Annotated in this window: 25 protein-coding genes; 6 read left to right on the forward strand and 19 right to left on the reverse strand. The window is 62.7% G+C overall.

The annotated features are described in order from the left end of the window. Nucleotides 1–327: 327 nt before the first annotated feature. Nucleotides 328–1089, forward strand: a complete 762-nt coding sequence (locus tag AC58NV_RS17325) for a class I SAM-dependent methyltransferase (protein WP_497228232.1) — start codon at nucleotides 328–330, stop codon at nucleotides 1087–1089. 36 nt (nucleotides 1090–1125) lie between these two features. After that, the gene (locus tag AC58NV_RS17330; protein ID WP_497228233.1) at nucleotides 1126–1785 is read left to right on the forward strand and encodes a sulfotransferase; all 660 of its coding nucleotides are present in this window, start codon (nucleotides 1126–1128) and stop codon (nucleotides 1783–1785) included. A gap of 186 nt (nucleotides 1786–1971) precedes the next feature. Here the strand turns inward: AC58NV_RS17330 and AC58NV_RS17335 are convergent, their stop codons facing one another. Then, a complete protein-coding gene (locus AC58NV_RS17335) occupies nucleotides 1972–2334 on the reverse strand; it encodes a BrnA antitoxin family protein (RefSeq protein ID WP_497228234.1) in 363 nt (120 codons plus the stop codon). A 204-nt stretch (nucleotides 2335–2538) separates the two neighbouring features. Beyond that, entirely contained in the window at nucleotides 2539–4152 is a 1614-nt protein-coding gene (locus AC58NV_RS17340) for a response regulator (protein ID WP_497228235.1), read from the reverse strand. Nucleotides 4153–4341: 189 nt separating this feature from the next. Between AC58NV_RS17340 and AC58NV_RS17345 the strand changes: the two genes are divergently transcribed. From AC58NV_RS17345 to AC58NV_RS17360, 4 genes are all read left to right on the forward strand, one after another. Further along, a complete protein-coding gene (locus tag AC58NV_RS17345) occupies nucleotides 4342–5949 on the forward strand; it encodes a peptide chain release factor 3 (protein ID WP_497228236.1) in 1608 nt (535 codons plus the stop codon). A gap of 101 nt (nucleotides 5950–6050) precedes the next feature. Beyond that, on the forward strand, nucleotides 6051–6992 hold the full coding sequence (locus AC58NV_RS17350; RefSeq protein ID WP_497228237.1) for a glycosyltransferase family 2 protein: 942 nt from the start codon (nucleotides 6051–6053) through the stop codon (nucleotides 6990–6992). 183 nt (nucleotides 6993–7175) lie between these two features. Beyond that, nucleotides 7176–8573: a DEAD/DEAH box helicase gene (locus AC58NV_RS17355; protein WP_497228238.1), complete on the forward strand. Its 1398-nt coding sequence runs from the start codon at nucleotides 7176–7178 to the stop codon at nucleotides 8571–8573. A gap of 202 nt (nucleotides 8574–8775) precedes the next feature. After that, nucleotides 8776–8955 (forward strand): RSP_7527 family protein, encoded by a 180-nt coding sequence (locus AC58NV_RS17360; RefSeq protein WP_366659929.1) that lies wholly within the window; start codon nucleotides 8776–8778, stop codon nucleotides 8953–8955. A 161-nt stretch (nucleotides 8956–9116) separates the two neighbouring features. On the opposite strand, the gene AC58NV_RS17365 is transcribed toward AC58NV_RS17360, so the two are convergent. From AC58NV_RS17365 to nuoF, 17 genes are all read right to left on the reverse strand, one after another. Then, nucleotides 9117–10784 (reverse strand): ribonuclease J, encoded by a 1668-nt coding sequence (locus AC58NV_RS17365; protein ID WP_497228239.1) that lies wholly within the window; start codon nucleotides 10782–10784, stop codon nucleotides 9117–9119. After that, nucleotides 10781–11563: a type III pantothenate kinase gene (locus AC58NV_RS17370; RefSeq protein WP_065267100.1), complete on the reverse strand. Its 783-nt coding sequence runs from the start codon at nucleotides 11561–11563 to the stop codon at nucleotides 10781–10783. Before AC58NV_RS17370 ends, AC58NV_RS17365 begins: the two co-directional genes overlap by 4 nt. 12 nt (nucleotides 11564–11575) lie before the next feature. Next, the gene (locus AC58NV_RS17375; protein ID WP_497228240.1) at nucleotides 11576–12322 is read right to left on the reverse strand and encodes a biotin--[acetyl-CoA-carboxylase] ligase; all 747 of its coding nucleotides are present in this window, start codon (nucleotides 12320–12322) and stop codon (nucleotides 11576–11578) included. A 71-nt stretch (nucleotides 12323–12393) separates the two neighbouring features. Further along, nucleotides 12394–13833, reverse strand: a complete 1440-nt coding sequence (gene nuoN, locus AC58NV_RS17380; RefSeq protein ID WP_497228241.1) for an NADH-quinone oxidoreductase subunit NuoN — start codon at nucleotides 13831–13833, stop codon at nucleotides 12394–12396. A 15-nt stretch (nucleotides 13834–13848) separates the two neighbouring features. Next, nucleotides 13849–15399: an NADH-quinone oxidoreductase subunit M gene (locus AC58NV_RS17385; RefSeq protein WP_497228242.1), complete on the reverse strand. Its 1551-nt coding sequence runs from the start codon at nucleotides 15397–15399 to the stop codon at nucleotides 13849–13851. Next, entirely contained in the window at nucleotides 15399–17531 is a 2133-nt protein-coding gene (nuoL, locus tag AC58NV_RS17390) for an NADH-quinone oxidoreductase subunit L (RefSeq protein ID WP_497228243.1), read from the reverse strand. Before nuoL ends, AC58NV_RS17385 begins: the two co-directional genes overlap by 1 nt. 6 nt (nucleotides 17532–17537) lie before the next feature. Further along, nucleotides 17538–17843, reverse strand: coding sequence for an NADH-quinone oxidoreductase subunit NuoK (gene nuoK, locus AC58NV_RS17395; RefSeq protein WP_008553673.1), 306 nt, complete (start codon nucleotides 17841–17843; stop codon nucleotides 17538–17540). A 4-nt stretch (nucleotides 17844–17847) separates the two neighbouring features. Next, the gene (locus tag AC58NV_RS17400; protein ID WP_497228244.1) at nucleotides 17848–18450 is read right to left on the reverse strand and encodes an NADH-quinone oxidoreductase subunit J; all 603 of its coding nucleotides are present in this window, start codon (nucleotides 18448–18450) and stop codon (nucleotides 17848–17850) included. Beyond that, nucleotides 18447–18866 (reverse strand): carboxymuconolactone decarboxylase family protein, encoded by a 420-nt coding sequence (locus tag AC58NV_RS17405; RefSeq protein ID WP_065267095.1) that lies wholly within the window; start codon nucleotides 18864–18866, stop codon nucleotides 18447–18449. Before AC58NV_RS17405 ends, AC58NV_RS17400 begins: the two co-directional genes overlap by 4 nt. Next, complete coding sequence (nuoI, locus tag AC58NV_RS17410) at nucleotides 18863–19357, reverse strand: NADH-quinone oxidoreductase subunit NuoI (RefSeq protein ID WP_027237101.1); 495 nt, start codon at nucleotides 19355–19357, stop codon at nucleotides 18863–18865. The genes AC58NV_RS17405 and nuoI overlap by 4 nt, the downstream gene beginning before the upstream one ends. A 3-nt stretch (nucleotides 19358–19360) precedes the next feature. Next, a complete protein-coding gene (gene nuoH / locus AC58NV_RS17415) occupies nucleotides 19361–20398 on the reverse strand; it encodes an NADH-quinone oxidoreductase subunit NuoH (RefSeq protein ID WP_027237100.1) in 1038 nt (345 codons plus the stop codon). A 6-nt stretch (nucleotides 20399–20404) separates the two neighbouring features. Next, nucleotides 20405–20791 carry a YNQ4 family lipoprotein gene (locus AC58NV_RS17420; RefSeq protein WP_497228245.1) on the reverse strand — a complete coding sequence of 129 codons (387 nt, stop codon included), beginning with the start codon at nucleotides 20789–20791 and terminating at the stop codon, nucleotides 20405–20407. Further along, entirely contained in the window at nucleotides 20788–22812 is a 2025-nt protein-coding gene (gene nuoG / locus AC58NV_RS17425) for an NADH-quinone oxidoreductase subunit NuoG (protein WP_497228246.1), read from the reverse strand. The genes AC58NV_RS17420 and nuoG overlap by 4 nt, the downstream gene beginning before the upstream one ends. A gap of 3 nt (nucleotides 22813–22815) precedes the next feature. Beyond that, the gene (locus AC58NV_RS17430; protein ID WP_497228247.1) at nucleotides 22816–23220 is read right to left on the reverse strand and encodes a DUF5333 domain-containing protein; all 405 of its coding nucleotides are present in this window, start codon (nucleotides 23218–23220) and stop codon (nucleotides 22816–22818) included. Between the two features lie 101 nt (nucleotides 23221–23321). Then, nucleotides 23322–23681, reverse strand: coding sequence for a hypothetical protein (locus tag AC58NV_RS17435; RefSeq protein ID WP_366659943.1), 360 nt, complete (start codon nucleotides 23679–23681; stop codon nucleotides 23322–23324). 2 nt (nucleotides 23682–23683) lie between these two features. Further along, nucleotides 23684–24100 (reverse strand): MAPEG family protein, encoded by a 417-nt coding sequence (locus AC58NV_RS17440; RefSeq protein WP_497228248.1) that lies wholly within the window; start codon nucleotides 24098–24100, stop codon nucleotides 23684–23686. A 3-nt stretch (nucleotides 24101–24103) separates the two neighbouring features. Then, nucleotides 24104–25402, reverse strand: a complete 1299-nt coding sequence (nuoF, locus tag AC58NV_RS17445; RefSeq protein ID WP_497228249.1) for an NADH-quinone oxidoreductase subunit NuoF — start codon at nucleotides 25400–25402, stop codon at nucleotides 24104–24106. Nucleotide 25403 lies beyond the last annotated feature (1 nt).

Consider the following 25403-nt stretch of genomic DNA (forward strand, 5'->3'; position numbering starts at 1 on the left):
CTGTGCGGCGCTGCTTCACCGAAGCGGCCCTTCGTGCATGGCGCAGCATCCGAATGGACAAAAAGTTCAAAGCTTTCTAGCAGAGCGAGCCAAAAAAATGTTGTCCCGTGCGCAAGATCTGACGCTGCTCAACAGGCCGCCAAGGGTTGGGCTAACAGCGTTCAATCTCAATGTCTTGGGGGTACAGGCCAAAGCTTCACTAAACGTATGACGTCTCAGTGAGATAGCTACATTTTTTGCATAGTGTGATTTGCGGCTGCAACAGGCATGCTAAGAAGTAGCGTCACCTCCGAATCTGAAAAACGAGCAGCACATTAGGAGAAAAGCATGGATATTAGTGTGGAGTCCGCGTTTTTCCATTCCGAAATCGACAGAGTATCCTCCCTTGATGTATCATCCTTTTCGATAAAAGATGCCCTCAATCTGGCCCTGCAACGCTCCAGGATTCTCTCGGATCAGCCCAAGTATAACAAGCGAATCAAAGCCTGGACCAAGGGCGATGATGAACCGCTCTTGGAACTGATCGACAAACTAGGCAAAGAAACCATCATTCGCCGCGCGGCTGCGCTGATCTTCAAGGAATATCAAGAAATGCGCCCGGTATTTGAAGAGGCGCCTCCGCACGCCGTGACGGATATCGGATGTGGGTACGCCTTTTTTGATCTGTTTATTGCAGAGGATTTTGGGTGTGTCGTGAACCTGATCGATGTCGAGACCAGCGAGGACCGCCATTTCGGGTTCAAGAACAGCGGTGCCGCCTACTCCAACCTGAAAACCGCCGCAGAGATGTTGAGCAAGAATGGAGTGCTTGCCGAAAGGATCAGTACTTTCAACCCGCAGACTCAGGATCTAAGCGGTATCAAAGATCAGGATCTTGTGGTCAGTTTCATCTCTTGCGGTTTCCACTATCCCTGGACAACCTACGATACGTTCTTCAGAACTGCCGTTCCATCCGGAGGCCGTATCATTCTTGATATCCGCAAGCACCACGAGCATGTCCAGAACGAACTTTCGGAACTTGGAAAGATATCCGTCCTTCCCGAGGGTGCGAACGCAAAGTCTAGGCGCTTGCTGATCGAAAGAGCCTGAGATTGAACATGCTGAATTTAAGCTGCAACTCTCAATATGCGCATGAATCGTGACCTGACATTCCAAATCGGTTTCAACAAATGTGCCACGACCGCACTGTTCTGGCTCTTTGTGCACTCAGGGTACTCGGCGCTTCACAGCAGCGGCCGGCGATCTCGTCGTGCGGGTCATCCTGTTGTAAGCTTGGGGCACCCCCAACTCGCCATCCATCACAATATCTACGCCGGACTTCCCCCTGTCGCGGGCTTTGAAGACTTCAGGGCTTTTTTTGACATGGAGTACGATATCCCTAATTCGGATGCAAAAATCGAGAATTTTAAGTTCTTCGACCGTTTTGCTGCGGCCTATCCGAACGCAAAGTTTATCCTCAACATTCGTGACAAATCGAAATGGCTTCGCAGCCGAGCTAGGCACAATAGCGGAAACTATCTGAAACGATCGATGCAGCGCCTGAACCTCGATGAAGCCGAGGTCCTTAAGCGCTGGGGTGACGAGTTCGACCGCCATAACGAAAATGTCCAGACTTTCTTCATTGGTGAGGAAGACCGACTAGTCGTCTTCGAAATCGACAATGAGCCGATCGACAAAATCGTGGCTTTTTGTGCTCCCGATTTCGAGCTTGCCTCCGGGAAATGGGGCTTGTCGCGGGTCACGGACGAGGTTCTTGCTGCGAAGGAGGCTGCCGCGAAAGGCTAAGATTTCTCGTGCTGGCAGCGAACGGGTGTTTTTCCTCGGAATCCGCCCGGCGTTGAAGTTTGTTGCGCGTTCACATTGGCCCGTTTCGGGCTCGAAGCGGTCGAAAGCCATGTTCGGTGCAGAAGGTTTCTTTCCGAAGGGGACGCAAAGTCCACAAAGGGACCTTCTCTAAACGCAGCCCCTCTTTCACTCCCCCACCCTGCGCCGCTGCAGGTCCTGCTGCAATTCACGGGCGCGCAAGGCGATGCGCAGGATCGTGTTGTCCTTGTCATGGGCCTGAATATGCCCCGCCAGCAGCGCCAGCCAGTAGATCCGCAGCACCGAGTTGATGCGGCGGCTGTAGTTCGGGCCCAGTTTGCGGAACCACTTCACCATGTCCTCATCCAGCCGGATCGTCACCCTTGTCTTCGGCTTGTCGATCCGCTCCCAGCTCAGGATGCCGTCCCAGTCATCCGGCAGGCTCTTGTCCAGCCAGTCGCGGCGCAGGTTTTGCTGCAACTCATCAAGCTCCAGCTGCATTTCATTGTCAAAGTATCGCTTGCTGGGCATCGGTCTCTCCCGTGGCGGCGGCGGATTGCGACGCGGTGCGGCACTCCCGCGCTGATCCCCACCCTGCCCCGATCCGGTTAATTCCGCGCCAGCGGTGCGTACGGTGCTTGCGCAACACCCGTGGCGGGCCTCTGCCCCCGCCATCCGGCATCAGGGGGTGCACAAGGGGTGTACAGGGGGTGCACGCCTGGCACCCCCGCCTTTTCAGGCCTGTTTTCCCTGCCGCAGGATCCGGGCCAGCAGCTCATTCTTGCGGAAGGGTTTGGACAGGAAATCATTCATCCCGGCCGCCAGGCAGGCCTCGACATCGCTGGGCTGGGCATTGGCGGTCAGCGCGACGATGGGGCATTCCGGCAGCCCGGCCTCCCGTTCATGCGCGCGGATCCGTCGGGTGGCGTCCAGCCCGCCCAGAACCGGCATCGACAGATCCATCAGGATCAGGTCCGCGCCATCGGACTCGAACAGCTCCACCGCGATCTGGCCGGTTCCGGCAAACCGCAACTCGGCGCCGGTGGACTTCAGCATTTTCCGGACCAGCAGCTGGTTGGTCCGGTTGTCTTCGGCAACCAGGATGCGCATGCCCTTGAGCGCCTCCGGCGGCAGCTCCGGACCCGGCAGGCCGGGTGCTGTGCCCACCGCCTGCCGGCTGCCCTGGACCTCCGGCGTGTCCCCGCCGCCCGGGCCGGCCGCCCCCGGTTGCGGCAGGTTCAGGCCGACGGTGAACACCGATCCTTCGCCGGGAATCGAGGCGGCCGTGACCGTGCCCCCCATCCGCTCCGCCAGCGCCCGGGTGATTGCCAGGCCCAGGCCCGTGCCCTCGATCACGCGGGCCGTCTTGCGGTCAACCTGTTCAAAAGCCGAGAAAATCCAGTCCATCTGCGAGGGCTCGATCCCGATGCCGGAATCGGCAACCTGAATGCGCAGAGGCAGTTTCGCGGCCCCGGGGTCATAGGCGGCCCGGATGGTCACATGGCCGGCCTCCGTGAACTTGATCGCGTTGCCCAGCAGGTTCATCAGGATCTGGCGGATCTTGCTGGCGTCGCCCACAAATTCATGCGGCACGTCTTCGGGGTAGTCGGTGCGCAGGTCGATCCCCTTGTAGGCGGCCCTGGCCCACAGCAGGGTTGCCACGTCCTGAACCACGTCCCGCAACGAAAACGGCGCATCGTGCAGCAAGACCTTGTCAGCCTGTATCTTGGAGAAATCGAGCACGTCGTTGATGACCGTCAGCAAGGCGGTCGCGGAGCTGAAGATCGTGTCGGCAAACAGCTGCTGCTGCTCGTCCAGCTCCGTCTCTTTCAGCAGCTCGCACATCCCGATGATCCCGTTCATCGGCGTCCTGATTTCGTGGCTCATGTTGGCCAGGAACCGTTCCTTGGCCTGGCTGGCCTCCTCGGCCTTGTCCAGCGCCATCCGGGTGAGCTCCAGCGCCTCGTCGCGTTCCCGTTCCGAGGTGATGTCAGCGGAAGAGCCGACGAGATAGGCCAGGCGCCCGCCGGCGTCGAACACGGGCCGGAGCGTGGTGCTGAGATATTTCGCCTTGTGCTCGGTGGGCAGAACGATGTCATAGGTCGCTTCTTTGCCGCTGCTGATAACGCCCAGGTGGTGGTTCAAGGCGCGGCGGCCAATTGTTCCGCCATAGAGCTCAAGCGCCGTCTTGCCGGCATAATCGCTGTGCTCGAACTCTGTGGCTTCCCGCGCCTTGGCGTTCATGGCGACATAGCGCGGCTGCCCGTCCTCGCCCACCTTCAGAACGATCACGGCAAGCTCGACGGCGTCGAGGACGCCAAAATGATCTGAGAATTCATCTTGCTGCACGTATCGTTCCTGAAAACGGGAGAGCCCTTGAAATCCTGTAACACACAATTGCCGCGCAAGTGTTACAGGAAAAGCGTTAGCGAATTATAGGCAAAACTGCATTTGCCCTGCTGCATTGCCGTCCTGGCACCGGCCGTAGGCGGTCCGTTTTCCTTGCCTCTGACGCGGTTTGTGGCTACAGCCTCCGGCATGTTGGACACCGCTGCAAACCGCCCCGAACTGCCCGCCGAAATTGCGCGGCGCCGGACTTTTGCGATCATCTCGCACCCGGACGCCGGCAAGACCACGCTGACTGAAAAGTTCCTGCTTTACGGCGGTGCGATTCAGATGGCCGGACAGGTGCGCGCCAAGGGCGAGGCGCGGCGCACGCGGTCGGACTTCATGCAGATGGAGAAGGACCGCGGCATCTCCGTCTCGGCCTCCGCAATGTCCTTTGATTTCAGCGGCTTCCGCTTCAACCTAGTGGACACGCCGGGCCACTCGGACTTCTCCGAGGACACTTACCGCACGCTGACGGCGGTGGATGCGGCGGTGATGGTGATCGACGGCGCCAAAGGTGTGGAAAGCCAGACCCAGAAGCTGTTCGAGGTCTGCCGCCTGCGCGACCTGCCGATCCTGACCTTCTGTAACAAGATGGACCGCGAGAGCCGGGACACCTTCGAGATCATCGACGAGATCCAGGAGATGCTTGCGATCGACGTGACCCCGGCCAGCTGGCCCATCGGCGTCGGGCGCGATTTTATCGGCTGCTATGACATGCTGCGCGACCGGCTGGAACTGATGGACCGCGCCGACCGCAACAAGGTGGCGGAAAGCATCGAAATCAATGGCTTGGACGATCCCAAATTGGCCGAGCACGTGCCTGCGCATTTGCTGGACAAACTGCTGGAAGAGGTCGAGATGGCGCGCGAGCTGCTGCCTGCGCTGGACCCGCAGTCGGTTATCGAGGGCCACATGACCCCGATCTGGTTCGGCTCCGCCATCAATTCCTTCGGCGTCAAGGAGCTGATGGACGGCATCGGCAGCTACGGCCCCGAGCCGCAGCCGCAGTCCGCCGAACCGCGCCAGGTCTCGCCTGAGGAAAAGAAGGTCGCCGGTTTCGTGTTCAAGGTGCAGGCCAACATGGACCCCAAGCACCGCGACCGGGTGGCCTTTGTCCGCATGGCATCGGGCCACTTCAAGCGCGGCATGAAACTGACCCATGTGCGCACCAAGAAGCCGATGGCGGTGTCGAACCCGGTGCTGTTCCTGGCCTCCGACCGGGAACTGGCCGAAGAAGCCTGGGCCGGCGACATCATCGGCATCCCGAACCACGGCCAGCTGCGCATCGGCGACACGCTGACCGAGGGCGAGGCGATCCGCGTGACCGGCATCCCGTCCTTTGCCCCGGAACTCTTGCAGGGTGTGCGCGCGGGCGACCCGATGAAGGCCAAGCACCTGGAAAAGGCGCTGATGCAGTTTGCCGAGGAAGGCGCCGCCAAGGTGTTCAAACCCTCGATCGGCTCCGGCTTCATCGTCGGCGTGGTCGGCCAGCTGCAATTCGAAGTGCTCGCCAGCCGCATCGAGATGGAATACGGCCTGCCGGTGCGGTTCGAGGCAAGCCAGTTCACCTCGGCCCGCTGGGTCAGCGGCGACAAGGCGGCGGTGGACAAGTTCATCAACGCCAACAAGCAGCACATCGCCCATGACCACGACGGCGACATCGTCTATCTGACCCGCCTGCAATGGGACATCGACCGGGTGGTGCGCGATTACCCGGACTTGAATCTGACCGCGACCAAGGAAATGATGGTCTGATTGAAACGCCCGGGCCGCCCGGGCGTTTTTTCGTTGCGGGGCTTGCGCTTTTCCCTGCCTGCGGAAATGGTTGCGGCAAACAGCAGCGCAAGAGGCAGGCTATGGCGGACGGGAATGTCAAATGGGGCATCGTCAGCACCATCAAGGCGGACACCAGGGCCATACTGGATTTTGCCGCCTATCACCTCGACCTAGGCGCGCACCGGCTGCACATCTATCTGGATGAGCCGAATCCGGAAGCTTATGGACACCTGAAGCAGCATCCCAAGGTCAGGGTCACCATATGTGACGTCGGCCATTGGAAGCGGCTGAATAAGTACCGGCCGGTCAAGCATCAGGTCCGCCAGACGCTGAATGCAACCCACGCCTATGAGCGGATCCAGACGGACTGGGTTGCCCATATCGACGTTGATGAATTCCTGTGGCCGGCCTCGGATCTGGGGCAAATGCTGGCCGCCCTGCCGCAGGACATCGCCAGCGCCCGGGTCCGCCCGGTGGAGGCCCTGGCCGGGCGCGAGGACGAGTTCAAGGCGATGATCCCGAAGGGAGCGGATCGTGAGACGGAAGTGCGTGTGATTTACCCAGCTTTCGGCGGATTTCTGAAAGGCGGATTCCTGAGCCATACTGTCGGCAAGGTCATTGCCAGGACCGGCCTGCCGAACGCCGAGCTGCGTATCCACAACCTGTACCTAGACGGCGAGAAGACCACCGCAACCTGCGAACTGGACCGGGCCGACCTGTGCCACTGCCATGCTGCCAGCTGGGAGCAGTGGCAATCCGTCTACCGGTTCCGCCTCGAGCGCGGCTCCTACCGGCCGGGACTGGGCCGGGGCTTTGCCCGGATTCTGGGCGGGCTCAGCGCGCATGAACTTCTGTCACTGATCGAGGAAGAGCACGGCGCAGATGGCCTGCGCAGTTTCTTCGACGAAGTCAGCGCCAGGGACCCGGCGGTCTACCGCAAGCTGCAGGAGCGCGGGCTATTGCGGATTCGCCCGCTCGGCCTAGAGGAGAAACGGCAAAAACACTTCCCCGGTTTCGGCTGATTTGTTTCCATTTTGCCCACCCCGGTAACGAAAACCCTGCAAAATCCAGCATTAATTGACCTGCGCATGGGATTTTGCTATGCCCCGCCACGAGCCGGCAGCTGCCACACCGCATGACCTTTTGCGGAGCCGGCTGCAACACACACGCGCGGGCCAGGTCAGTGTCCGCAATCACGGATGCATATGACAAAATTCACCGATCTGAACCTTAATCCCAAGGTCCTCAAGGCTATTGAGGAAGCCGGGTACGAAACCCCCACCCCGATTCAGGCGGGGGCCATTCCGCCGGCGCTGGAAGGGCGCGATGTTCTGGGAATCGCCCAGACCGGCACCGGCAAGACCGCGTCGTTCACGCTGCCGATGATCACGCTTCTGGCCCGCGGCCGCGCCCGCGCCCGGATGCCGCGCAGCCTGGTGCTGTGCCCGACCCGCGAGCTGGCCGCCCAGGTGGCGGAAAACTTTGACACCTACGCCAAGCATGTAAAGCTCACCAAGGCGCTGCTGATCGGCGGCGTCTCCTTCAAGGAGCAGGATGCGCTGATCGACAAGGGCGTCGATGTGCTGATCGCCACCCCGGGCCGTCTGCTGGACCATTTCGAGCGCGGCAAGCTGCTGCTCACCGGCGTGCAGATCATGGTGGTGGACGAGGCCGACCGGATGCTCGACATGGGCTTCATCCCGGATATCGAACGCATCTTCTCGCTGACGCCGTTCACCCGCCAGACGCTGTTCTTCTCGGCCACCATGGCGCCGGAGATCGAGCGGATCACCAACACCTTCCTGTCCGGCCCTGCCCGTATCGAAGTGGCCCGCCAGGCCACCGCGTCGGAGACCATCGAACAGGCCGTGGTGCAGTTCAAGGCGTCGCGCCGCGACCGCGAGGGCAGCGAGAAGCGCAAGGTGCTGCGCGCCCTGATCGACGCCGAGGGCGACAAGCTGACCAACGGCATCATCTTCTGCAACCGCAAGACGGATGTGGATATCTGCGCGAAATCGCTCAAGAAATACGGCTATGACGCCGCTGCCATCCACGGCGATCTGGACCAGAGCCAGCGGACAAAGACGCTGGACGCCTTCCGCGAAGGGTCGCTGCGAATCCTGGTGGCCTCGGATGTGGCCGCCCGCGGGCTGGACGTGCCCAGCGTCAGCCATGTGTTCAACTTTGACGTTCCCGGCCACGCCGAGGACTACGTCCACCGCATCGGCCGCACCGGCCGTGCCGGGCGCGAAGGCAAGGCGATCACCATCTGCATTCCGCGCGACGACAAGGCGCTGGATGCGGTGGAAAAGCTGATCCAGAAGGAAATCCCGCGGCTGGACAACCCGGTCAAGCCGGAGCCCAAGAAGGAAAAGCCCGCCCGTGCCGCCAAGGCGGATGCGGACACCCGCGAGAGCCGCAAGGACGAAAGCCGCAAGGACGAGAGCCGCGAGCGCCGCAAGGACGAAAAGCCCGCGCAGAAGCAGGAGCGCGCCTCGGGCCGCGGCAAACACGGCAAGCGCGACGACAAGGTTGTGGTCGGCATGGGCGATCACCTGCCGAGCTTCATCGCGCTCAGCTTCGCAGAACGCCGCGCCAGCTGATCCGGCGCATCCGGCAGAGTTTGAGGCCGCCCCCTGGGGCGGCCTTTTTCGTGGCAGGCAATGCCGTTCACCATGCGCATGCATGCATGGCCACCTTTGCATCCGCAGCATAGCGGGTCTTCGATCTTGACCGGTGTCAGCCCGCGGCGACGGGCGTATAGCTTCTGCAACACGAAACGCGCCATTGATGATGGGCCACGCCATGAATACCAACGACACGAAAACCCTGACCATTTCCCAGTTCCAGGCCATCGAAGCCCGCGCCCATGAGCTGCGCGCCGAGGCCTTTGCCGCCATGATGCGCGGCCTGTTCCGCGCCTTGTTCAGCGCCCCGCGCAAGGTGGTCTCCTGCCCCAGCTGCGCCCGCCCGCTGCACGGCTGAGTCTTCTGCCGCTCCAACTGGAGCAGCAACTCAATTGAAAAACGCCGCGTGCCCAAAAGGGCCGCGGCGTTTCCTTTTTCGGCGCCAGGCCCAACGGGGCCTGCTGCATCGGTGATGCGGTTTGGGCCGGGCGGGAGCACCGCCCTGCCCAGCCGGCAGGATCAGCGCATGCGGCTGACCACCACCGTCACCTCCGGCTTCTTGCCGATCTCGGCTTGCGCGGTCTGGCGGGCGATGCGGCGCAGTTCCTGCTCCAGCCTGTCGTCATCGCGCAGGGTCTTGGCGCCAGCCCGCATCAGGAACTGGTTCAGGTCCTCCTCCAGAACCTCCACCAGAGCGGCATTGGAGGTCCCGGTTTCGGGCAGGCCCTTGAGGTCGCACCAGGGTTCGCCCAGCGGCTCGTCTTCCTCGTCGAGGATCACCGTCACCAGCACATGGCCATTCAGCGCCATGCGGATGCGGTCGCGCACGATGCCGTCCAGCGCGCCGTATTTGACGGTGCCATCCAGATAGGTGCGGCCGGTTTCGATCCACTCGGTCACCTTGGGCGCATCGCCGGTCAGGTCCATCATCATGCCGTTCACCACCACGGCGCTGGCGATGCCCTTTTCCTCGCCCAGGCGGGCGTGCTGGCGCAGGTGGCGGTGCTCGCCGTGCATCGGGATCAGCATCTTGGGCTTCAGCAGCTTGTGGACCGCCTCCAGATCCGGGCGGTTGGCGTGGCCGGAGACGTGGTAGAGGCCGGAGCTGTCGTCGACCACATCCACCCCCATTTCGGAAAACTGGTTGATGATGCGGATGACGCCCTTCTCATTGCCCGGAATGGTCTTGGAGGAGAACAGGAACAGGTCGCCCTCCTTCAGCTCCAGCCCGCGGTATTTGCCGCGCGCCAGCTGCGCGGTGGCAGCGCGGCGTTCGCCCTGGCTTCCGGTGGTGATCAGCATCAGGTTGTCGCGCGGCACGTTGGCAGCGTCTTCCGGGCTGATCACCTTGGGGAAGTCGACAAGCACGCCGGTTTCCACCGCCGCCTCGATCATCCGGCGCATGGCGCGGCCCAAGAGCACCACGGAGCGGCCCGCCTTCACCCCGGCCTCGGCCAGGGTTTTCACCCGCGCCACGTTGGAGGCGAATGTGGTAGCAGCGACCAGCCCCTTCGCCTCGGAAAACAGCTTGGTGATCTCCTCCGGAAGTTCGGATTCCGAGCGGCCCGGGTGCTGCGAGAACACATTGGTGGAATCGCAGACCAGTGCCTGAATGCCGTCTCCTGCGATTTCCGCCCACATCTCCGGATCAAAGGGTTCGCCGACCAGCGGGTTCGCGTCCAGTTTGAAGTCGCCGGTGTGCACCACCCGCCCTGCCGGGCTGTCGATCACCAGCCCGCCGCTTTCGGGGATCGAGTGGCTCATCGGGGCGACACCGATGGTGAAGGGGCCGAGCTTTGTCACTTCGGGCCAGGCCTGTACGGTGTGCACATTGGCCGGGTCGTGGCCCGCCTCCTCCATCTTGCGGCGCGCCAGGTTGGCAGTGAAGGCCCGGGCGTAGATGGGCACGTTCAGATGCGCATAAAGATGGGCGATGGCGCCGATGTGGTCCTCGTGCCCGTGGGTGATGAAAATGCCTTCCAGCTGGCTGGCGCGCTCCTTCAGCCAGGTGATGTCGGGCATGATCAGATCGACGCCCGGGGTGGTGTCCATATCCGGGAAAGTCACGCCCAGGTCGACCAGGACCAGGCGTTCCTTGCCCTGCGGCCCATAGCCGTAGACATAGGCGTTCATGCCAATTTCGCCTGCCCCGCCGAGGGGCAGGTAGATCAATCTATCACTGCTCATGCGTCAGTACCGTTTTCCTTGTTGTATTTATGAATGATCTGCAGCCCGTGCATGGTGAGATCATCCTCATATGCGTCAAACAGATCGGCAGATTGCTGGAACAATGGCGCCAGCCCGCCGGTTGAGATTACTTTCATCGGCACCGCGCGCTCGGCCTTGATGCGCTCGCAGATTTCGCGCACCAGACCGACATAGCCCCAGAACACGCCGGACTGCATGCAGGCGACGGTGTTGGTGCCGATCACGTTCTGCGGCTTGGAGATGTCCACATGGGGCAGCGCGGCGGCGGCCTGGTGCAGCGCCTCGAGGCTCAGATTCACGCCGGGCGCAATCACCCCGCCGACATAGGCGCCGTCCTCGGCCACCACGTCGAACGTGGTCGCAGTGCCGAAATCCACCACGATCAGGTTGCCGCCGTAGGTGTCAAAGCCGGAAACTGTGTTGACCAGCCGGTCGGGGCCGACGGCAGTGCCCTCGTCCACCCGCACCGCGACCGGCAGCAGGCATTCGGGTTTGCCCACCACCAGCGGCCGGGTGTTGAAGTAGCGGTCCGCCAGCACACGCAGGTTGAACACCACTCGCGGCACGGTGGAGGAGATGATCATGTCGGTGATATCCGCCTCGATCCCCTGCAGCCGCATCAGCGTGTTGAGCCAGACGTAATACTGGTCCGCGGTGCGCTGCCATTCGGTGGCGGTGCGCCACATGCCGATGAACTTCTCGCCGTCATAGATCGAGAAGACGGTGTTGGTATTGCCGCAATCAACTGCCAGAAGCATCGCTGCTCCTTCCTAGAAATAGATGTCCGCCGCGGGAATGCTGACGCGGCCCTTGGCGGTGTTTAGGACAAGGTTGCCGCCGGCGTCCACCGTTTCAAAGGTGCCCTCGGTTTCCGACGACGCGGTCTTGGCAGTGATCACCTCGCCCAGCTTGGCCGCGCGTGCCAGCCATTCGGTGCGGATCGGCTCAAAGCCATAGGTTGCGAACTGCTGTTCATAGCGGGCAAAAGCCTCGGCCACCGCCTCCAGGAAGTCCTCCGGCGTGACCTGCACGCCGGTCTCCGACAGCAGCGAAACCGGCCAGACCGCGCCCGGCTCCAGCCATTCCTTCATCGGGGTTTCCACAAGGTTGACGCCGATGCCGACAAACAGATGGTTGACCCCCTGCCCGTTGCCGGCGCTTTCCAAGAGGATGCCCGCCAGCTTGCCGCCCTTCAGCAGCACGTCGTTCGGCCATTTCAGCGACAGGCCTTCGCTTCGGCCCGTGACCGCGACGCAGGCGTCATAGACCGCCAGCGCCGCCACGAAGCTGCGCAGTGCGGCCTGGTCCGGGGTGCCCTCCGGGCGCATCACCAGGGTGGCGGCGAAGTTGCCCTTGGGATCCTTCCAGTCGCGGCCGCGGCGGCCGCGCCCCTGGGTCTGGCGCAGGGCCAGGATCCACTCGGGCCCCGCCAGCTCCCCCGCGATGCGGGCTGCCTCATTCAGGGTGCTGTCCACCTCGGCGAGCACCCGTTTTCCGTATCCTGCTGGCCAGCTCATCTGCGTCCCTCACAAAGTGCGAAAAGGCCCGGTCGCGTGACCGGGCCCTGTCAGCCTGCCTGAAAAGCAGATCAATTTACAAGGGTTGCTGCGGCGGCAGCCGCGGCGCCGTCGATTCCGAACTGGTAGACCACGCCCACCAGCATCATCGCGGCAGAGGCCATCAGCGCCACGCCCAGAACCGGGGAGCCCTTGGCTTCGACATCGTCTTCGCCAGTGCCGAAGTACATGTAGAAGACGATGCGGATGTAATAGAACGCACCGATGACGGAGGCCACGGCGGAAGCGATGACCAGCCCCATCAGGCCGGCGTCCACACCTGCCTGCCACACGCCCAGCTTGGCAAAGAAGCCCAGCATCGGCGGCACGCCCGCCAGCGAGAACATCAGGATCAGCACCGCCAGCGCCTTGCCCGGCTCGCGCGCGGCGAACTGGTTCAGGGCCAGGATGTCGGTGACCGGCTTGCCGTCCTTTTCCAGCATCAGGATGAAGGAGAAGGTGCCGATGTTCATGGTGACGTAGATCGCCAGGTAGACCAGCATCGCGGTGATGCCCTGTTCGGTGCCCGCGGCCAGGCCGATCATCGCATAGCCCATGTGGGCGATGGAGGAGAACGCCATCAGCCGTTTGATGTCACGCTGGCCGATTGCCGCGATGGCGCCCAGGAACATCGACAGCACCGACAGCACCACGATGATCTGCTGCCAATCGGAGATCGCACCGCCGAAGGCATCAAACAGGACGCGCGCGAACAGGCCCATTGCAGCCACTTTCGGCGCGGTGGCAAAGAAGGCGGTGACCGGGGTCGGCGAGCCTTCGTAGACGTCCGGGGTCCACATGTGGAACGGAACCGCCGAGACCTTGAACGCCATGCCGGAGATCATGAAGACCAGGCCGAACAGCATGCCGATGGACATGTGGCCCTGCTCCGCCACCTGGATGATGCCCGCGAACTGAGTGGTGCCGGCAAAGCCGTAGACCAGCGAGGCGCCATAGAGCAGCAGGCCCGACGACAGCGCGCCCAGCACGAAGTACTTGAGGCCCGCCTCGGTCGACTTGACGCTGTCGCGGCGCATGGCGGCCACGACGTAAAGCGACAGCGACTGCAGCTCCAGCCCCATGTAGAGGGACATCAGGTCGCCTGCGGAGACCATCATCATCATGCCGACCGCGGCCAGCGCCACCAGCACCGGGTACTCGAACCGCAGGATGCCGCGGCGCGCCATGTACTCCTGGCCGATCAGCAGCACGGCGGAGGCGCCCAGCAGCAGCGCCACCTTGGCAAAGCGCGAGAAGCCGTCGTCGACGAACATCCCGTCAAAGGCGGTCCTGGTGCCGTCCGGGCTGGAGGCGATCCAGAAGGCCAGCAGCGCCAGCAGCGCGGCGGTGGCCCAGACCATCGGCACCGCCAGCTTGTCCTTGCCGGTGTAAACGGCGCCGATCAGCGCCGCCATGGCGTAAAGCGCCAGAACGATCTCTGGCAGGATTACAGTAAGATCAGCTTGGATCATCTGCCTGATGCTCCCTTAGTGCGAAGCAATCTGGGTGGCTGCGGGCGCGGTGTCCGCAGCAGCCAGAGACTGGTTGAAGTTTGCAATCAGCGCCTCGGTCGAGGGCGCGATGATGTCGGTGACCAGCGACGGGTAGACCCCCAGCAGCAGGGTCATGGCGACCAGCGGCGCGAAGACGAAACGCTCGCGCAAGGACATGTCGCGGATGCCCATCAGGCTGCCCTTGATCAGGTCGCCGAACACCACGCGGCGGTAGAGCCACAGCGCATAAGCCGCCGAGAAGATCACGCCGGTTGCTGCCACAGCAGTCACCCAGGTGTTCTTCTGGAAGGCGCCCATCAGGGTCAGGAATTCACCGACAAAGCCCGAGGTGCCCGGCAGGCCAACGTTGCCCATGGTGAAGAACATGAAGACCAGCGCGTAGGCAGGCATCCGGATCACCAGGCCGCCATAGGCGTCGATGTCACGGGTGTGCATGCGGTCATAGATCACGCCGACGCAAAGGAAGAGCGCGGCGGAGATGAAGCCGTGCGACAGCATCTGGAAGATGGCGCCGTCAATGCCCTGCTGGTTGGCGGCAAAGATGCCCATGGTGACAAAGCCCATGTGTGCAACCGAGGAATAGGCGATCAGCTTTTTCATGTCCTCCTGCACCATCGCAACCAGCGAGGTGTAGACCACCGCAATCGCGGACATCCACAGGACCACATCGGTCATCACATCCGCACCCACCGGGAACATCGGCAGCGAGAAGCGCAGGAAGCCGTAGCCGCCCATTTTCAGCAGGATCGCCGCCAGCACCACGGAACCCGCGGTCGGCGCCTGCACGTGCGCATCCGGCAGCCAGGTGTGTACCGGCCACATTGGCATCTTCACCGCGAAAGAGGCAAAGAAGGCCAGGAACATCAGCGTCTGGGCGCCGCCCAGAACATGGATGCCCAGGACGTCAAAGGACGCCGCCGAGAAGCTGTGGGTCAGCAGGGTCTCGATGTCGGTGGTGCCGGCATCCACATACATGAAGACCATCGCCACCAGCATCAGCACCGAGCCGAAGAAGGTATAGAGGAAGAACTTGAAGGAAGCGTAGATCCGCTCCTTGCCGCCCCAGATGCCGATGATCAGGAACATCGGAATGAGGCCCGCCTCGAAGAACAGGTAGAACAGCACCAGGTCCAGCGCCATGAAGACGCCCAGCATCAGGGTCTCCAGCAGCAGGAAGGCGATCATGTATTCCTTGACCCGGTCGGTGACCGACCAGCTGGCCAGGATGGTCAGCGGCATGATGAAGGTGGTCAGCATCACGAACAGCACCGAGATACCGTCGACGCCCATCTTGTACTTCAGACCGAAGATCCAGGCCCGGTCCTCGACAAACTGGAAGCCGGTGTTGGCCGGGTCGAACTGGGAATAGATGCCCAGGCTCACCAGGAAGGTGATCGTGGTAGCAAAGAGCGCAACAAACTTGGCGTTGCGCTGCGCCGCCTTATCCTCGCCGCGCAGGAACAGGGCCAGGATGGCCGCCGCGAGCGCCGGGATGAAGGTGACAATAGAAAGGAGATTGTCCATCAGTGCGCTCCTCCGCCGATCGACATCCAGGTGACCAGGGCGGCAATGCCCAGCACCATCCAGAAGGCATAAGTGAAGATGTAACCGGACTGCGCCCGGCCCGCGAGGCGGGTGAAGAAGGGCACAACGCCCATGGCCAGGCCGTTCAGGAAGCCGTCGATGGTGCTGCCATCGCCGCGTTTCCAGAAGAAGCGCCCGATTGCCACGGCCGGCTTGACGAAGATCACGTCATAGATCTCGTCAAAGTACCACTTGTTCAGAAGGAACAGGTACAGCGGGCGCTGCTGCTTCGCCAGTCGTGCGGGCAGCGACGGGTTCCAGATGTAGAACCACAGCGCCAGCACCAGGCCGCCCAGCATTGCCATGAACGGGGACAGTTTCACCCATTTCGGCGCCGCATGGGCATCCTCCAGGATGTGGTTGTCCGGCGCGATGTACAGCGCGCCCTCGCCCGGCTTGCCGGCAAACACATAGTGGTGCTCGCCGCCATGTGCCGCGTCTTCGCCATGGGCGGCTTCTTCACCGTGCGCAGCGTCATCGCCATGTCCGGCCTCTTCGCCGTGGCCAGCCTCTTCGCCATGCGCCGCAGCGGACGCTTCCGCCACCGGGATGCCGTAGAACTTGCCGACCTGATCAGCGTGGCCGAAGAAGCTGCTGTACCAGATCATGCCTGCAGTGACGGAACCCACCGCCAGCACGCCCAGCGGCACCAGCATGGTCCAGGGGCTTTCATGCGCGTGGTCGTGGGTGTGCTTGTCGCCGCGCGCCTCGCCGTAGAAGGTCATGAAGATCAGGCGCCAGGAATAGAATGAGGTCATGAAGGCCGCGATCACCAGCGCCCAGAAACCGAACATCGAGCCGCCCGCATAGGCGCTTTCGATGATCGCGTCCTTGGAGACGAAACCGGCAAAGCCAACCCAGCCGCTGAGCGGGATACCGACGCCGGTGATGGCCAGGGTGCCGATCATCATCGCCCAGAAGGTATAGGGGATCTTCTTGCGCAGCGCGCCGTAGTTCCGCATGTCCTGCTCGTGGTGCATGGCGTGGATCACCGAACCGGCGCCAAGGAACAGCATCGCCTTGAAGAAGGCGTGGGTGAACAGGTGGAACATGGCTGCGGAATACATGCCGACGCCTGCCGCCACGAACATGTAGCCCAGCTGCGAGCAGGTCGAATAGGCGATCACGCGCTTGATGTCATTCTGCACCAGGCCCACGGTCGCCGCGAAGAAGGCAGTGGCAGCCCCCAGCACGGTGATGAAGGCAGCGGCTTCGGGCGCGAACTCGATCAGCGGCGACATGCGGCAGACCAGGAACACGCCCGCGGTCACCATGGTTGCCGCGTGGATCAGCGCCGACACCGGGGTCGGGCCTTCCATCGCGTCCGGCAGCCAGGTGTGCAGGATCAGCTGCGCCGATTTGCCCATCGCGCCGACGAACAGCAGGAAGGCCAGCAGGTTCGCCGCGTTCCACTCGGTCCACAGGAAGGACACCTGGGTTTCCGCCAGCGTCGGGGCGGCTGCAAAGATGTCCGCCAGGTTGATGCTGTCGGTCAGGAAGAACAGGCCGAAGATCCCCAGCGCAAAGCCGAAGTCGCCGACGCGGTTGACGATAAAGGCCTTGATCGCCGCCGCGTTGGCCGACGGCTTGCGGTAGTAGAAGCCGATCAGCAGGTAGGAGGCCACGCCCACGCCTTCCCAGCCGAAGAACATCTGCACCAGGTTGTCGGAGGTCACCAGCATCAGCATCGCGAAGGTGAAGAACGACAGGTAGGCAAAGAAGCGCGGCTTGTAGCTTTCGCCCTCTTTCCACTGCGGGTCGTGGTCCATGTAGCCGAAGGAATAGAGGTGCACGAGCGAGGACACCGTGGTGATCACGATCAGCATGATCGCGGTCAGACGGTCCAGCCGGATCGCCCAGGAGGTCGACAGCGAGCCGCTTTCGATCCAGCGGAAGATCTCGATGTTCTGGGTCACCCCGTCAAACGCCAGGAAAGTGATCCAGCTGAGCAGCGCCGACAGGAACAGCAGCGCCGTGGCGGTCACGGTGGCGGCTTTCTCGCCGATCATCTTGTGGCCGAAGCCGCAGATCACGGCCCCCACAAGCGGGGCAAAGAGGAGGATGGTTTCCATGGTTCTTTAGCCCTTCATCACGTTGACGTCTTCGACGGCGATGGTGCCGCGGTTGCGGAAGAAGCAGACCAGAATTGCCAGGCCGATGGCGGCCTCGGCGGCGGCCACGGTCAGCACGAACAGGGTAAAGACCTGCCCCACCAGATCGCCCAGGAAACTGGAGAATGCGACGAGGTTGATGTTCACCGCCAGGAGCATCAGTTCGATGCTCATCAAGAGGATGATCACGTTCTTGCGGTTCAGGAAGAGCCCGAAGATGCCGATGACGAACAGCGTCGCCGCGACGGTCAGATAATGTTCAAGTCCGATCATGTGCTCAAAGCCCCTGCCCCGGTTTCACGTCCTTGAGCTCCATCGCGGCGGCCGGGTCGCGCATCATCTGGGCAACCACGTCCTGGCGCTTGACGTCGGTGCGGTGGCGCAGGGTCAGCACGATCGCGCCGATCATCGCCACCAGCAGGATCAGGCCCGCCAGCTGGAACAGAAGGAAATATTGATCATAGATGATGAGGCCGAGCGCCTCGGTGTTGTGGCGGTCGGCAGGCACCGGATTGGCCAGCAGCTCAGGCGCCTTGTGGGCGGTTTCCCAGACGCCGAAAGCCATCACGAACTGCATCAGGATGACCAGGCCGATCAGCAGCGCCAGCGGCATGTATTTCGCCATCTCCGCCTTCAGCTCGGCAAAGTCGACGTCGATCATCATCACCACAAACAGGAACAGCACCGCGACCGCGCCCACGTAGACGATGACCAGCAGCATGGCGACGAACTCCGCCCCCAACAGCACAAACAGCCCGGCCGAAGAGAGGAAGGCCAGGATCAGCCACAGCACCGAATGCACCGGCTGACGGCTGATCACGGTGAACAGCCCGCCGGTGATGGCGCTGATGGCGAAGAGGTAGAAGGCAAAAACGCTCATGTCTCATCGTCCCTTTTGTCGTCCATGACCGCCTGCGCCAGATCCAGCGCCCGGTTCATGGCCGGAATGCCGGCAAACACCGACATCTGTCCGATCGTTTCCACGATCTCTTGTTTCTTGGCGCCGGCCGCGAGGGCGTGGCGCACGGTCTGGCGCACGGCACTGTCGGCCTGCGCGCCCTGCATTGTCAGCCCGGCCAGTGTCAGCAGCAGCCGGGTCTTGGCATCCAGCCCGTCCTTGTTGACGGTGTTGCCGAACATCATTTCCATGACCTCTTTGGGCATGGTGGGCCACAGCGCCTCGAACTCCTTGAAAGCCTCGGAAGGCGAGAAGTTCTCCAGCGCCGGGTTGAACGCCTTGGCCATCTGCTGGGCCTGGGCCATCATGGCCTCGAAAGGGTTCTTGGGATCAGTCATCGGTACGGCGCGTCGATTTCCAGGTTGCGGGCGATCTCGGCTTCCCAGCGCTCGCCGTTGGCCAGGAGTTTTTCCTTGTCGTAGAACAGCTCTTCGCGGGTCTCGGTGGCGAATTCGAAGTTCGGGCCTTCGACAATCGCATCCACCGGGCAGGCTTCCTGGCAGAAACCGCAGTAGATGCATTTTGTCATGTCGATGTCATAGCGCGTGGTGCGGCGGCTGCCGTCCTCGCGCGGTTCCGCGTCGATGGTGATCGCCTGCGCCGGGCAGATTGCTTCGCAAAGCTTGCAGGCAATGCAGCGCTCCTCGCCGTTCGGATAGCGGCGCAGCGCGTGCTCACCGCGGAAGCGGGGCGACAGCGGGCCCTTCTCGTGCGGGTAGTTCAGGGTGGCCTTGGGCGCGAAGAAATACTTCAACCCCAGTTTGAAGCCGACCCAGAAATCCTGCAGCAGGAAGTATTTGGCGGCGCGTGTGTAGTCGATGTTCGCCATCAGTTAGCCTCCCACGGTCCAGCGGGCGAAGATGCCCCAGAACCAGTCAAATTTTGCAGCAAAGGACACGAAGACCACCCAGGCCAGCGAGAACGGCAGGAACACTTTCCAGCCCAGGCGCATCAGCTGGTCATAGCGGTAGCGCGGGGTGATCGCCTTCACCATTGCGAAGAGGAAGAAGAAAAACGCCATCTTGCCGACCATCCACAGGACGCCGTCGGGCAGGCCCGGGATCGGGGACAGCCAGCCGCCGAAGAACAGCAGGGTTGTCAGCGCGCACATCAGGAAGATGGCGATGTATTCACCGGCCATGAACAAGAGGAACGGGGTGGCCGAGTATTCCACCTGGTAGCCCGCCACCAGCTCCGATTCCGCTTCCGGCAGGTCGAACGGCGGGCGGTTGGTTTCTGCCAGCGCCGAGATGAAGAACAGGAAGACCATCGGGAAATGCGGGATCCAGTACCAGTTCAGCAGGCCCAGGTCGCCATCCTGCGCGCGGACGATGTCGCCGAAGTTCATGCTGCCGGTGGAGATGATTACGCCGATAATGATCAGGCCGATGGAGACCTCGTAGGAGATCATCTGCGCGGCGGACCGCAGCGAGCCCAGGAACGGGTATTTCGAGTTCGACGCCCAGCCGCCCATGATCACGCCGTAGACTTCCAGCGAGGAGACCGCGAAGACATAGAGGATGGCAACATTGATGTCCGAAAGGACCCAGCCGTCGTTGAACGGGATCACCGCCCAGGCGATCATCGCCAGCACGAAGGAGGTCATCGGCGCCAGGATAAAGACGGTGCGGTCGGCGCCGGCCGGGATCACCACTTCCTTGACCACGTATTTCAGCGCGTCGGCCACCGATTGCAGCAGGCCGTAGACGCCCACCACGTTCGGGCCCCGGCGCATCTGGACCGCGGCCCAGATCTTGCGGTCCCCGTAAACGAGGAACAGGAGCGAGATCATCACAAAGGCAACAACTGCAAGCACTTGCGCCAGGATCAGAACAGCGATGCCGCCTGGAGTGTTAAAGAAATCAGCCATAGGTCCTCACACCGTGGGTATTCCGTTCGCCGCGCAATCCGCAACCACGACTTCGGCGTCGATGGTGCGCAGGCCGCGCGGCAGAGAGGGCGAAATCAGATAGACCGCGTCTGCGGCCCGGCTGCCCCCTGCCTGTTTCGTTGTCGTGCGCACATGGCGCGCAAACCCGTAGCCCCGGATCAGCGCATATTGCGCGGCGGCGCATTCCGCATAGTTGTCGAGGTCGCCGGGCACGGCCGCGCCGCGCATGGAGACATGAAATTGCACCAGATCGCCCTCAAGCAGGCTGGTTTCCACCCCTTCGTAAACCGGGGCGAGCCGCTCGCCTTCGCTGCCGGGCGCCATTGCGCAGGCGGCCAACAGGAAGGGCATTATGAGGGCGAAGCGGATCATTCGGCGGCCATTGCCTCGTTACCGCGGGCCTTCACACCTGCCGACAGTTCCGCCATCAGCTGGGATGCGCGGGCGATCGGGTTGGTCAGGTAGAAGTCCTTGATCGCGGGCAGGAAATCGGCATTGCCGAGCTTGTCCTGTTCCAGCGGTTCGCCGTCTTTCTCGGCCACTTCGTCGATCTGCGCCAGATGCGGCACTTCGGCGACCAGGGCCTGGCGCAGCTGGGCCAGCGAGTCATAGGGCAGCTGGGCGTCGGCCTCAGCGCTCAGCGCGCGCAGGATGGCCCAGTTTTCCTTGGCCTCACCCGGCGCAAATGCGGCGCGCATCGCCAGCTGCGGGCGGCCTTCGGTGTTCACGAACAGGCCGTTTTCCTCGGTATAGGCGGCGCCCGGCAGGATCACGTCGGCGCGGTGCGCGCCGCGGTCGCCGTGGCTGCCCTGATAGATCACGAAGGCGCCTGCATCGATTTCCACTTCATCGGCGCCGAGGTTGTAGATCACCTCTGCCCCGCTGATGGCCGCTTCCATGCCGCCTTCGGTCACCGCGCCGATGTCCATCGCCCCGACACGGGAGGCGGCAGTGTGCAGCACCATCAGCTTGGAGCCGGACAGCTCCGCCATCTTCTGGGCGGCGGCCATCACCGCCAGGCCATCGGCTTCGCGCAGGGCGCCCTGCCCCACAATGACTACAGTTTTCTTGTTGTCGCGTGTCTCTTCAGAGACACCGTTGGCGATCATGTCGCTAAGCGCGTCGCGGCCGGTACCGGCGTGATAATACTCATAGGTCAGATCCGCCACCGGGCCGATCAGCGCCACTTCGGCGCCGTTGGCCCAAGCCTTGCGGATGCGGGCATTCAGCACCGGCGCCTCGTCGCGCGGGTTGGTGCCGATCAGCAGGATCATTTCCGCGTCATCGAGGTCCTCGATGGCGGCGGTGCCGGCATAGCCTGCGCGGTTGCCGATCGGCAGGCGGGCATTATCGGTGCGGCATTCAACCTTGCCACCCAGCCCCTCGACCAGCTGCTTCAGTGCATAGGCTGCCTCGACCGGAGCCAGATCGCCAATCAAACCCGCAACCTTCTTGCCTTTCATGGCGGTCGCAGCGGCAGACAGCGCCTCCGCCCAGGTGGCGGGCTTCAGCTTGCCATGCACGCGCACATAGGGGCGGTCCAGGCGCTGGCGGCGCAGGCCGTCCCAGACAAAGCGGGTCTTGTCGCTGATCCATTCCTCGTTCACGCCGTCGTGGTTTCGCGGCAGGATGCGCATCACTTCGCGGCCCTTGGTATCAACCCGGATGTTCGACCCCAGCGCGTCCATCACGTCGATGGTTTCGGTCTTGGTCAGCTCCCACGGACGGGCGGTGAAGGCATAGGGCTTCGACGTCAGCGCGCCCACCGGGCACAGGTCGATGATGTTGCCCTGCAGGTTCGATTGCAGCGTCTGGTTCAGGTAGGAGGTGATCTCCGCATCCTCGCCGCGCCCGGTCTGGCCCATCTGGGTGATGCCGGCGACCTCGGTGGTGAAGCGCACGCAGCGGGTGCAGGAAATGCAGCGGGTCATGGTGGTGGCAACCAGCGGGCCAAGATCCAGATCGTCCACCGCGCGCTTGGCTTCCTTGAAACGGCTGCCCGACAGGCCATAGGCCATCGCCTGGTCCTGCAGGTCGCATTCGCCGCCCTGGTCGCAGATCGGGCAATCCAGCGGGTGGTTGATCAGCATGAATTCCATCACGCCTTCACGGGCTTTCTTGACCATCGGCGAGTTGGTTTTCACCTGCGGCGCCTGGCCTTCGGGGCCGGGGCGCAGGTCGCGCACCTGCATGGCGCAGGAGGCGGCGGGCTTCGGCGGGCCGCCGACGACCTCAACCAGGCACATGCGGCAGTTGCCCGCAATCGACAGCCGCTCGTGGTAGCAGAAGCGCGGGATCTCGACGCCGGCCTCCTCACAGGCCTGGATCAGGGTCATTGCCCCATCCACCTCGATCTCGGTTCCGTCAATGTTGATCTTGCGGAGGTCAGACATGGTCTATTTCGCCCTCAGTAACACGCCGATCGCGCTGTTTTTCTCAATCTCTGCGCGGCCATAGGCGCAGAATGTTTCGGGTTTGCCGTAGTCAACGCCGTTCTGCGCCAGGAGCAGCTCTCCCTTGGCGCGCATCCGGTCCTTTTCGGCATCAGATTCTATGTAGTCGCGGATTTCCGCATCCGAGTATCCCAGCGCGTTTGCCCGCGCTTTGAGCCGGCGCAACTCGCCCAGCCCTTTCAGGTAGCGGGGGGAAATTTCATCGCAGTAGTCCGAGACTTCCTTGGCCACGGCGACGGCAAACAGCGGGTCTTCGATTTCCTGGACGTCGCGCAGCGACGGTTTCGCCAGCGCGGAGGCAGGCAGGGCAACAGCAGCGGAGAGAACAACGGCAATCAGGGCACGCATGGCATGGGACTCCTTCAGTTTCGAAGCCTCCATGCGCAGGCGCGCGCTGCTGCTATGCAATAGCAGCCGGGCCGCAGGGCCCTGATATGCCGGAAATCCGCTCACGGGGTGCAGGTCCCCTGGAAGACGGCGCGGCCATCGGTGATGGTCAGCGGGGTTTCCTCGTCACGCGGGTCGTTGGCCCATTCGATGTCGGAAGAGCCGTAGGCGGTCACGCAGTATTTGGTGCCGCTGTGGGCTGCTGCTTCGCGCGCGCCCTTGATCGAGCGTTCGGCGCCCTTGATATCGATCTGGAACACCGCGGGGTTGGTTTTCTTGTCGACCGGCTTGGCCTTCGCCTTGAACGGCACCCCGTCATACAGCTCGCGGTTCTTGTTGGTGGTGGAGCTGCCGCAGGCAGAAACCAGCGCCAAAGCCGCCAGGCACGCCGCAGGCACGGCCATCCGGTATGTCTTCATCATGCTCAAAATACTGCCGCCAATGCCAAGATCGCCAGACCCGCCATGCAGGCCCAGCCAAGAACGTAGAAAACAGAGCGCGGCCCGCTGTACGGTTTGCCGATGCCCTGCAGGTGAATGAAAATCATGATGACCCGGGACACTACCGCCAGCGAGGCCAGCAGGTTCACCCAGAACGGCGCTGCGCCCGCCACGATTGCCACCAGTGTCACGGTCAAGAAGGCAGGCAGTGTTTCGCAGCCGTTCAGATAGACCCGATTGAGCCGGTAGGCCTTTTCCGCATAATCCTGCTGAGGCGTGGCACCCGGAGCGAGGCCCGCCTTCTGCTTGGCCAGTGCTGAGAACGGCGACAGCGCCAGGGTGATCAGGGTAAAGATCACCAGCGCAGCCAAAGCGTGGGAATATGCGGCAAAGGCGTCCATCAGTTATTCCGCCGCCATCGCGCCCATGCGCCCGGTCTTCTGGGCCCTGATGCGGTCTTCGATTTCCTCGCGGAAGTTCTTGATCAGGCCCTGGATCGGCCAGGCCGCCGCGTCGCCGAGGGCGCAGATGGTGTGGCCTTCGACCTGTTTGGTCACGTCCCACAGCATGTCGATCTCTTCCAGCTCAGCCTCGCCTTTCACCAGGCGGTCCATGACGCGCATCATCCAGCCGGTGCCTTCGCGGCAGGGGGTGCACTGGCCGCAGCTTTCGTGCTTGTAAAACTTGGACAGGCGCCAGATCGCCTTGATGATGTCGGTCTGCTTGTCCATCACGATCACCGCCGCGGTGCCGAGGCCGGAGCCCAGCTCGCCGCGCAGGTAATCAAAATCCATGATCGCGTCGCGCATGTTCTCGCCGCGCACGCAGGGCACGGAAGAACCGCCAGGGATCACCGCCAGCAGGTTGTCCCAGCCGCCGCGGATGCCGCCGCAATGCTTCTCGATCAGTTCCTCGAATCCAATCGACATCGCCTCTTCAACCACACAGGGATTGTTGACGTGGCCGGAGATCGCAAACAGCTTGGTGCCCGCGTTGTTCTGGCGGCCGAAACCGGCGAACCAGTCGGCGCCGCGGCGCAGGATGGTGGGCACCACAGCGATGGACTCCACGTTGTTCACCGTGGTCGGGCAGCCGTATAAGCCTGCGCCCGCCGGGAACGGCGGTTTCATCCGGGGCATGCCCTTCTTGCCTTCCAGGCTCTCGATCAGGGCAGTTTCCTCACCGCAGATATAGGCCCCTGCCCCGTGGTGCAGGAAGACGTCGAAGTCCCAGCCGGAGCCAGCGGCGTTCCGGCCCAGCAGGCCCTTGTCATAGCATTCATCAATTGCCGCCTGCAGCGCCTCGCGCTCGCGGATGTATTCGCCGCGCAGGTAGATGTAGCAGGTATGCGCATTCATCGCGAAGGAAGCGATCAGCGCGCCCTCGATCAGCGTGTGCGGATCGTGGCGCATGATTTCCCGGTCCTTGCATGTGCCGGGCTCGGATTCATCGGCGTTGATGACCAGATACGCCGGGCGGCCGTCGCTTTCCTTCGGCATGAAGGACCATTTCAGGCCGGTCGGGAAGCCCGCGCCGCCGCGGCCGCGAAGCCCTGAGTCCTTCATGGTCTGAATGATCCAGTCGCGGCCCTTTTCGATGATGCCCGCGGTGCCGTCCCAATGGCCGCGCGCCTTGGCGCCCGCCAGCGTGCGCTCGTGCATCCCGTAAAGGTTGGTAAAGATCCGGTCCTGATCCTTCAGCATG

It is taken from the genome of Leisingera sp. ANG49, assembly GCF_059694505.1.

Excerpts from the sequence above, each read along its gene's own strand:
- AC58NV_RS17440 (WP_497228248.1), bottom strand. The coding sequence starts at position 24,100 with ATGGACGCCTTTGCCGCATATTCCCACGCTTTGGCTGCGCTGGTGATC.
- AC58NV_RS17335 (WP_497228234.1), bottom strand. The coding sequence starts at position 2,334 with ATGCCCAGCAAGCGATACTTTGACAATGAAATGCAGCTGGAGCTTGAT.
- nuoF (WP_497228249.1), bottom strand. The coding sequence starts at position 25,402 with ATGCTGAAGGATCAGGACCGGATCTTTACCAACCTTTACGGGATGCAC.
- AC58NV_RS17355 (WP_497228238.1), top strand. The coding sequence starts at position 7,176 with ATGACAAAATTCACCGATCTGAACCTTAATCCCAAGGTCCTCAAGGCT.
- nuoG (WP_497228246.1), bottom strand. The coding sequence starts at position 22,812 with ATGTCTGACCTCCGCAAGATCAACATTGACGGAACCGAGATCGAGGTG.
- nuoH (WP_027237100.1), bottom strand. The coding sequence starts at position 20,398 with ATGGCTGATTTCTTTAACACTCCAGGCGGCATCGCTGTTCTGATCCTG.
- AC58NV_RS17360 (WP_366659929.1), top strand. The coding sequence starts at position 8,776 with ATGAATACCAACGACACGAAAACCCTGACCATTTCCCAGTTCCAGGCC.
- AC58NV_RS17365 (WP_497228239.1), bottom strand. The coding sequence starts at position 10,784 with ATGAGCAGTGATAGATTGATCTACCTGCCCCTCGGCGGGGCAGGCGAA.
- AC58NV_RS17375 (WP_497228240.1), bottom strand. The coding sequence starts at position 12,322 with ATGAGCTGGCCAGCAGGATACGGAAAACGGGTGCTCGCCGAGGTGGAC.
- AC58NV_RS17370 (WP_065267100.1), bottom strand. The coding sequence starts at position 11,563 with ATGCTTCTGGCAGTTGATTGCGGCAATACCAACACCGTCTTCTCGATC.
- nuoK (WP_008553673.1), bottom strand. The coding sequence starts at position 17,843 with ATGATCGGACTTGAACATTATCTGACCGTCGCGGCGACGCTGTTCGTC.
- nuoI (WP_027237101.1), bottom strand. The coding sequence starts at position 19,357 with ATGGCGAACATCGACTACACACGCGCCGCCAAATACTTCCTGCTGCAG.
- AC58NV_RS17385 (WP_497228242.1), bottom strand. The coding sequence starts at position 15,399 with ATGGACAATCTCCTTTCTATTGTCACCTTCATCCCGGCGCTCGCGGCG.
- AC58NV_RS17430 (WP_497228247.1), bottom strand. The coding sequence starts at position 23,220 with ATGCGTGCCCTGATTGCCGTTGTTCTCTCCGCTGCTGTTGCCCTGCCT.
- AC58NV_RS17405 (WP_065267095.1), bottom strand. The coding sequence starts at position 18,866 with ATGACTGATCCCAAGAACCCTTTCGAGGCCATGATGGCCCAGGCCCAG.
- AC58NV_RS17435 (WP_366659943.1), bottom strand. The coding sequence starts at position 23,681 with ATGATGAAGACATACCGGATGGCCGTGCCTGCGGCGTGCCTGGCGGCT.
- AC58NV_RS17400 (WP_497228244.1), bottom strand. The coding sequence starts at position 18,450 with ATGAGCGTTTTTGCCTTCTACCTCTTCGCCATCAGCGCCATCACCGGC.
- AC58NV_RS17330 (WP_497228233.1), top strand. The coding sequence starts at position 1,126 with ATGCGCATGAATCGTGACCTGACATTCCAAATCGGTTTCAACAAATGT.
- nuoN (WP_497228241.1), bottom strand. The coding sequence starts at position 13,833 with ATGATCCAAGCTGATCTTACTGTAATCCTGCCAGAGATCGTTCTGGCG.
- AC58NV_RS17325 (WP_497228232.1), top strand. The coding sequence starts at position 328 with ATGGATATTAGTGTGGAGTCCGCGTTTTTCCATTCCGAAATCGACAGA.
- AC58NV_RS17420 (WP_497228245.1), bottom strand. The coding sequence starts at position 20,791 with ATGATCCGCTTCGCCCTCATAATGCCCTTCCTGTTGGCCGCCTGCGCA.
- AC58NV_RS17345 (WP_497228236.1), top strand. The coding sequence starts at position 4,342 with ATGTTGGACACCGCTGCAAACCGCCCCGAACTGCCCGCCGAAATTGCG.
- nuoL (WP_497228243.1), bottom strand. The coding sequence starts at position 17,531 with ATGGAAACCATCCTCCTCTTTGCCCCGCTTGTGGGGGCCGTGATCTGC.
- AC58NV_RS17350 (WP_497228237.1), top strand. The coding sequence starts at position 6,051 with ATGGCGGACGGGAATGTCAAATGGGGCATCGTCAGCACCATCAAGGCG.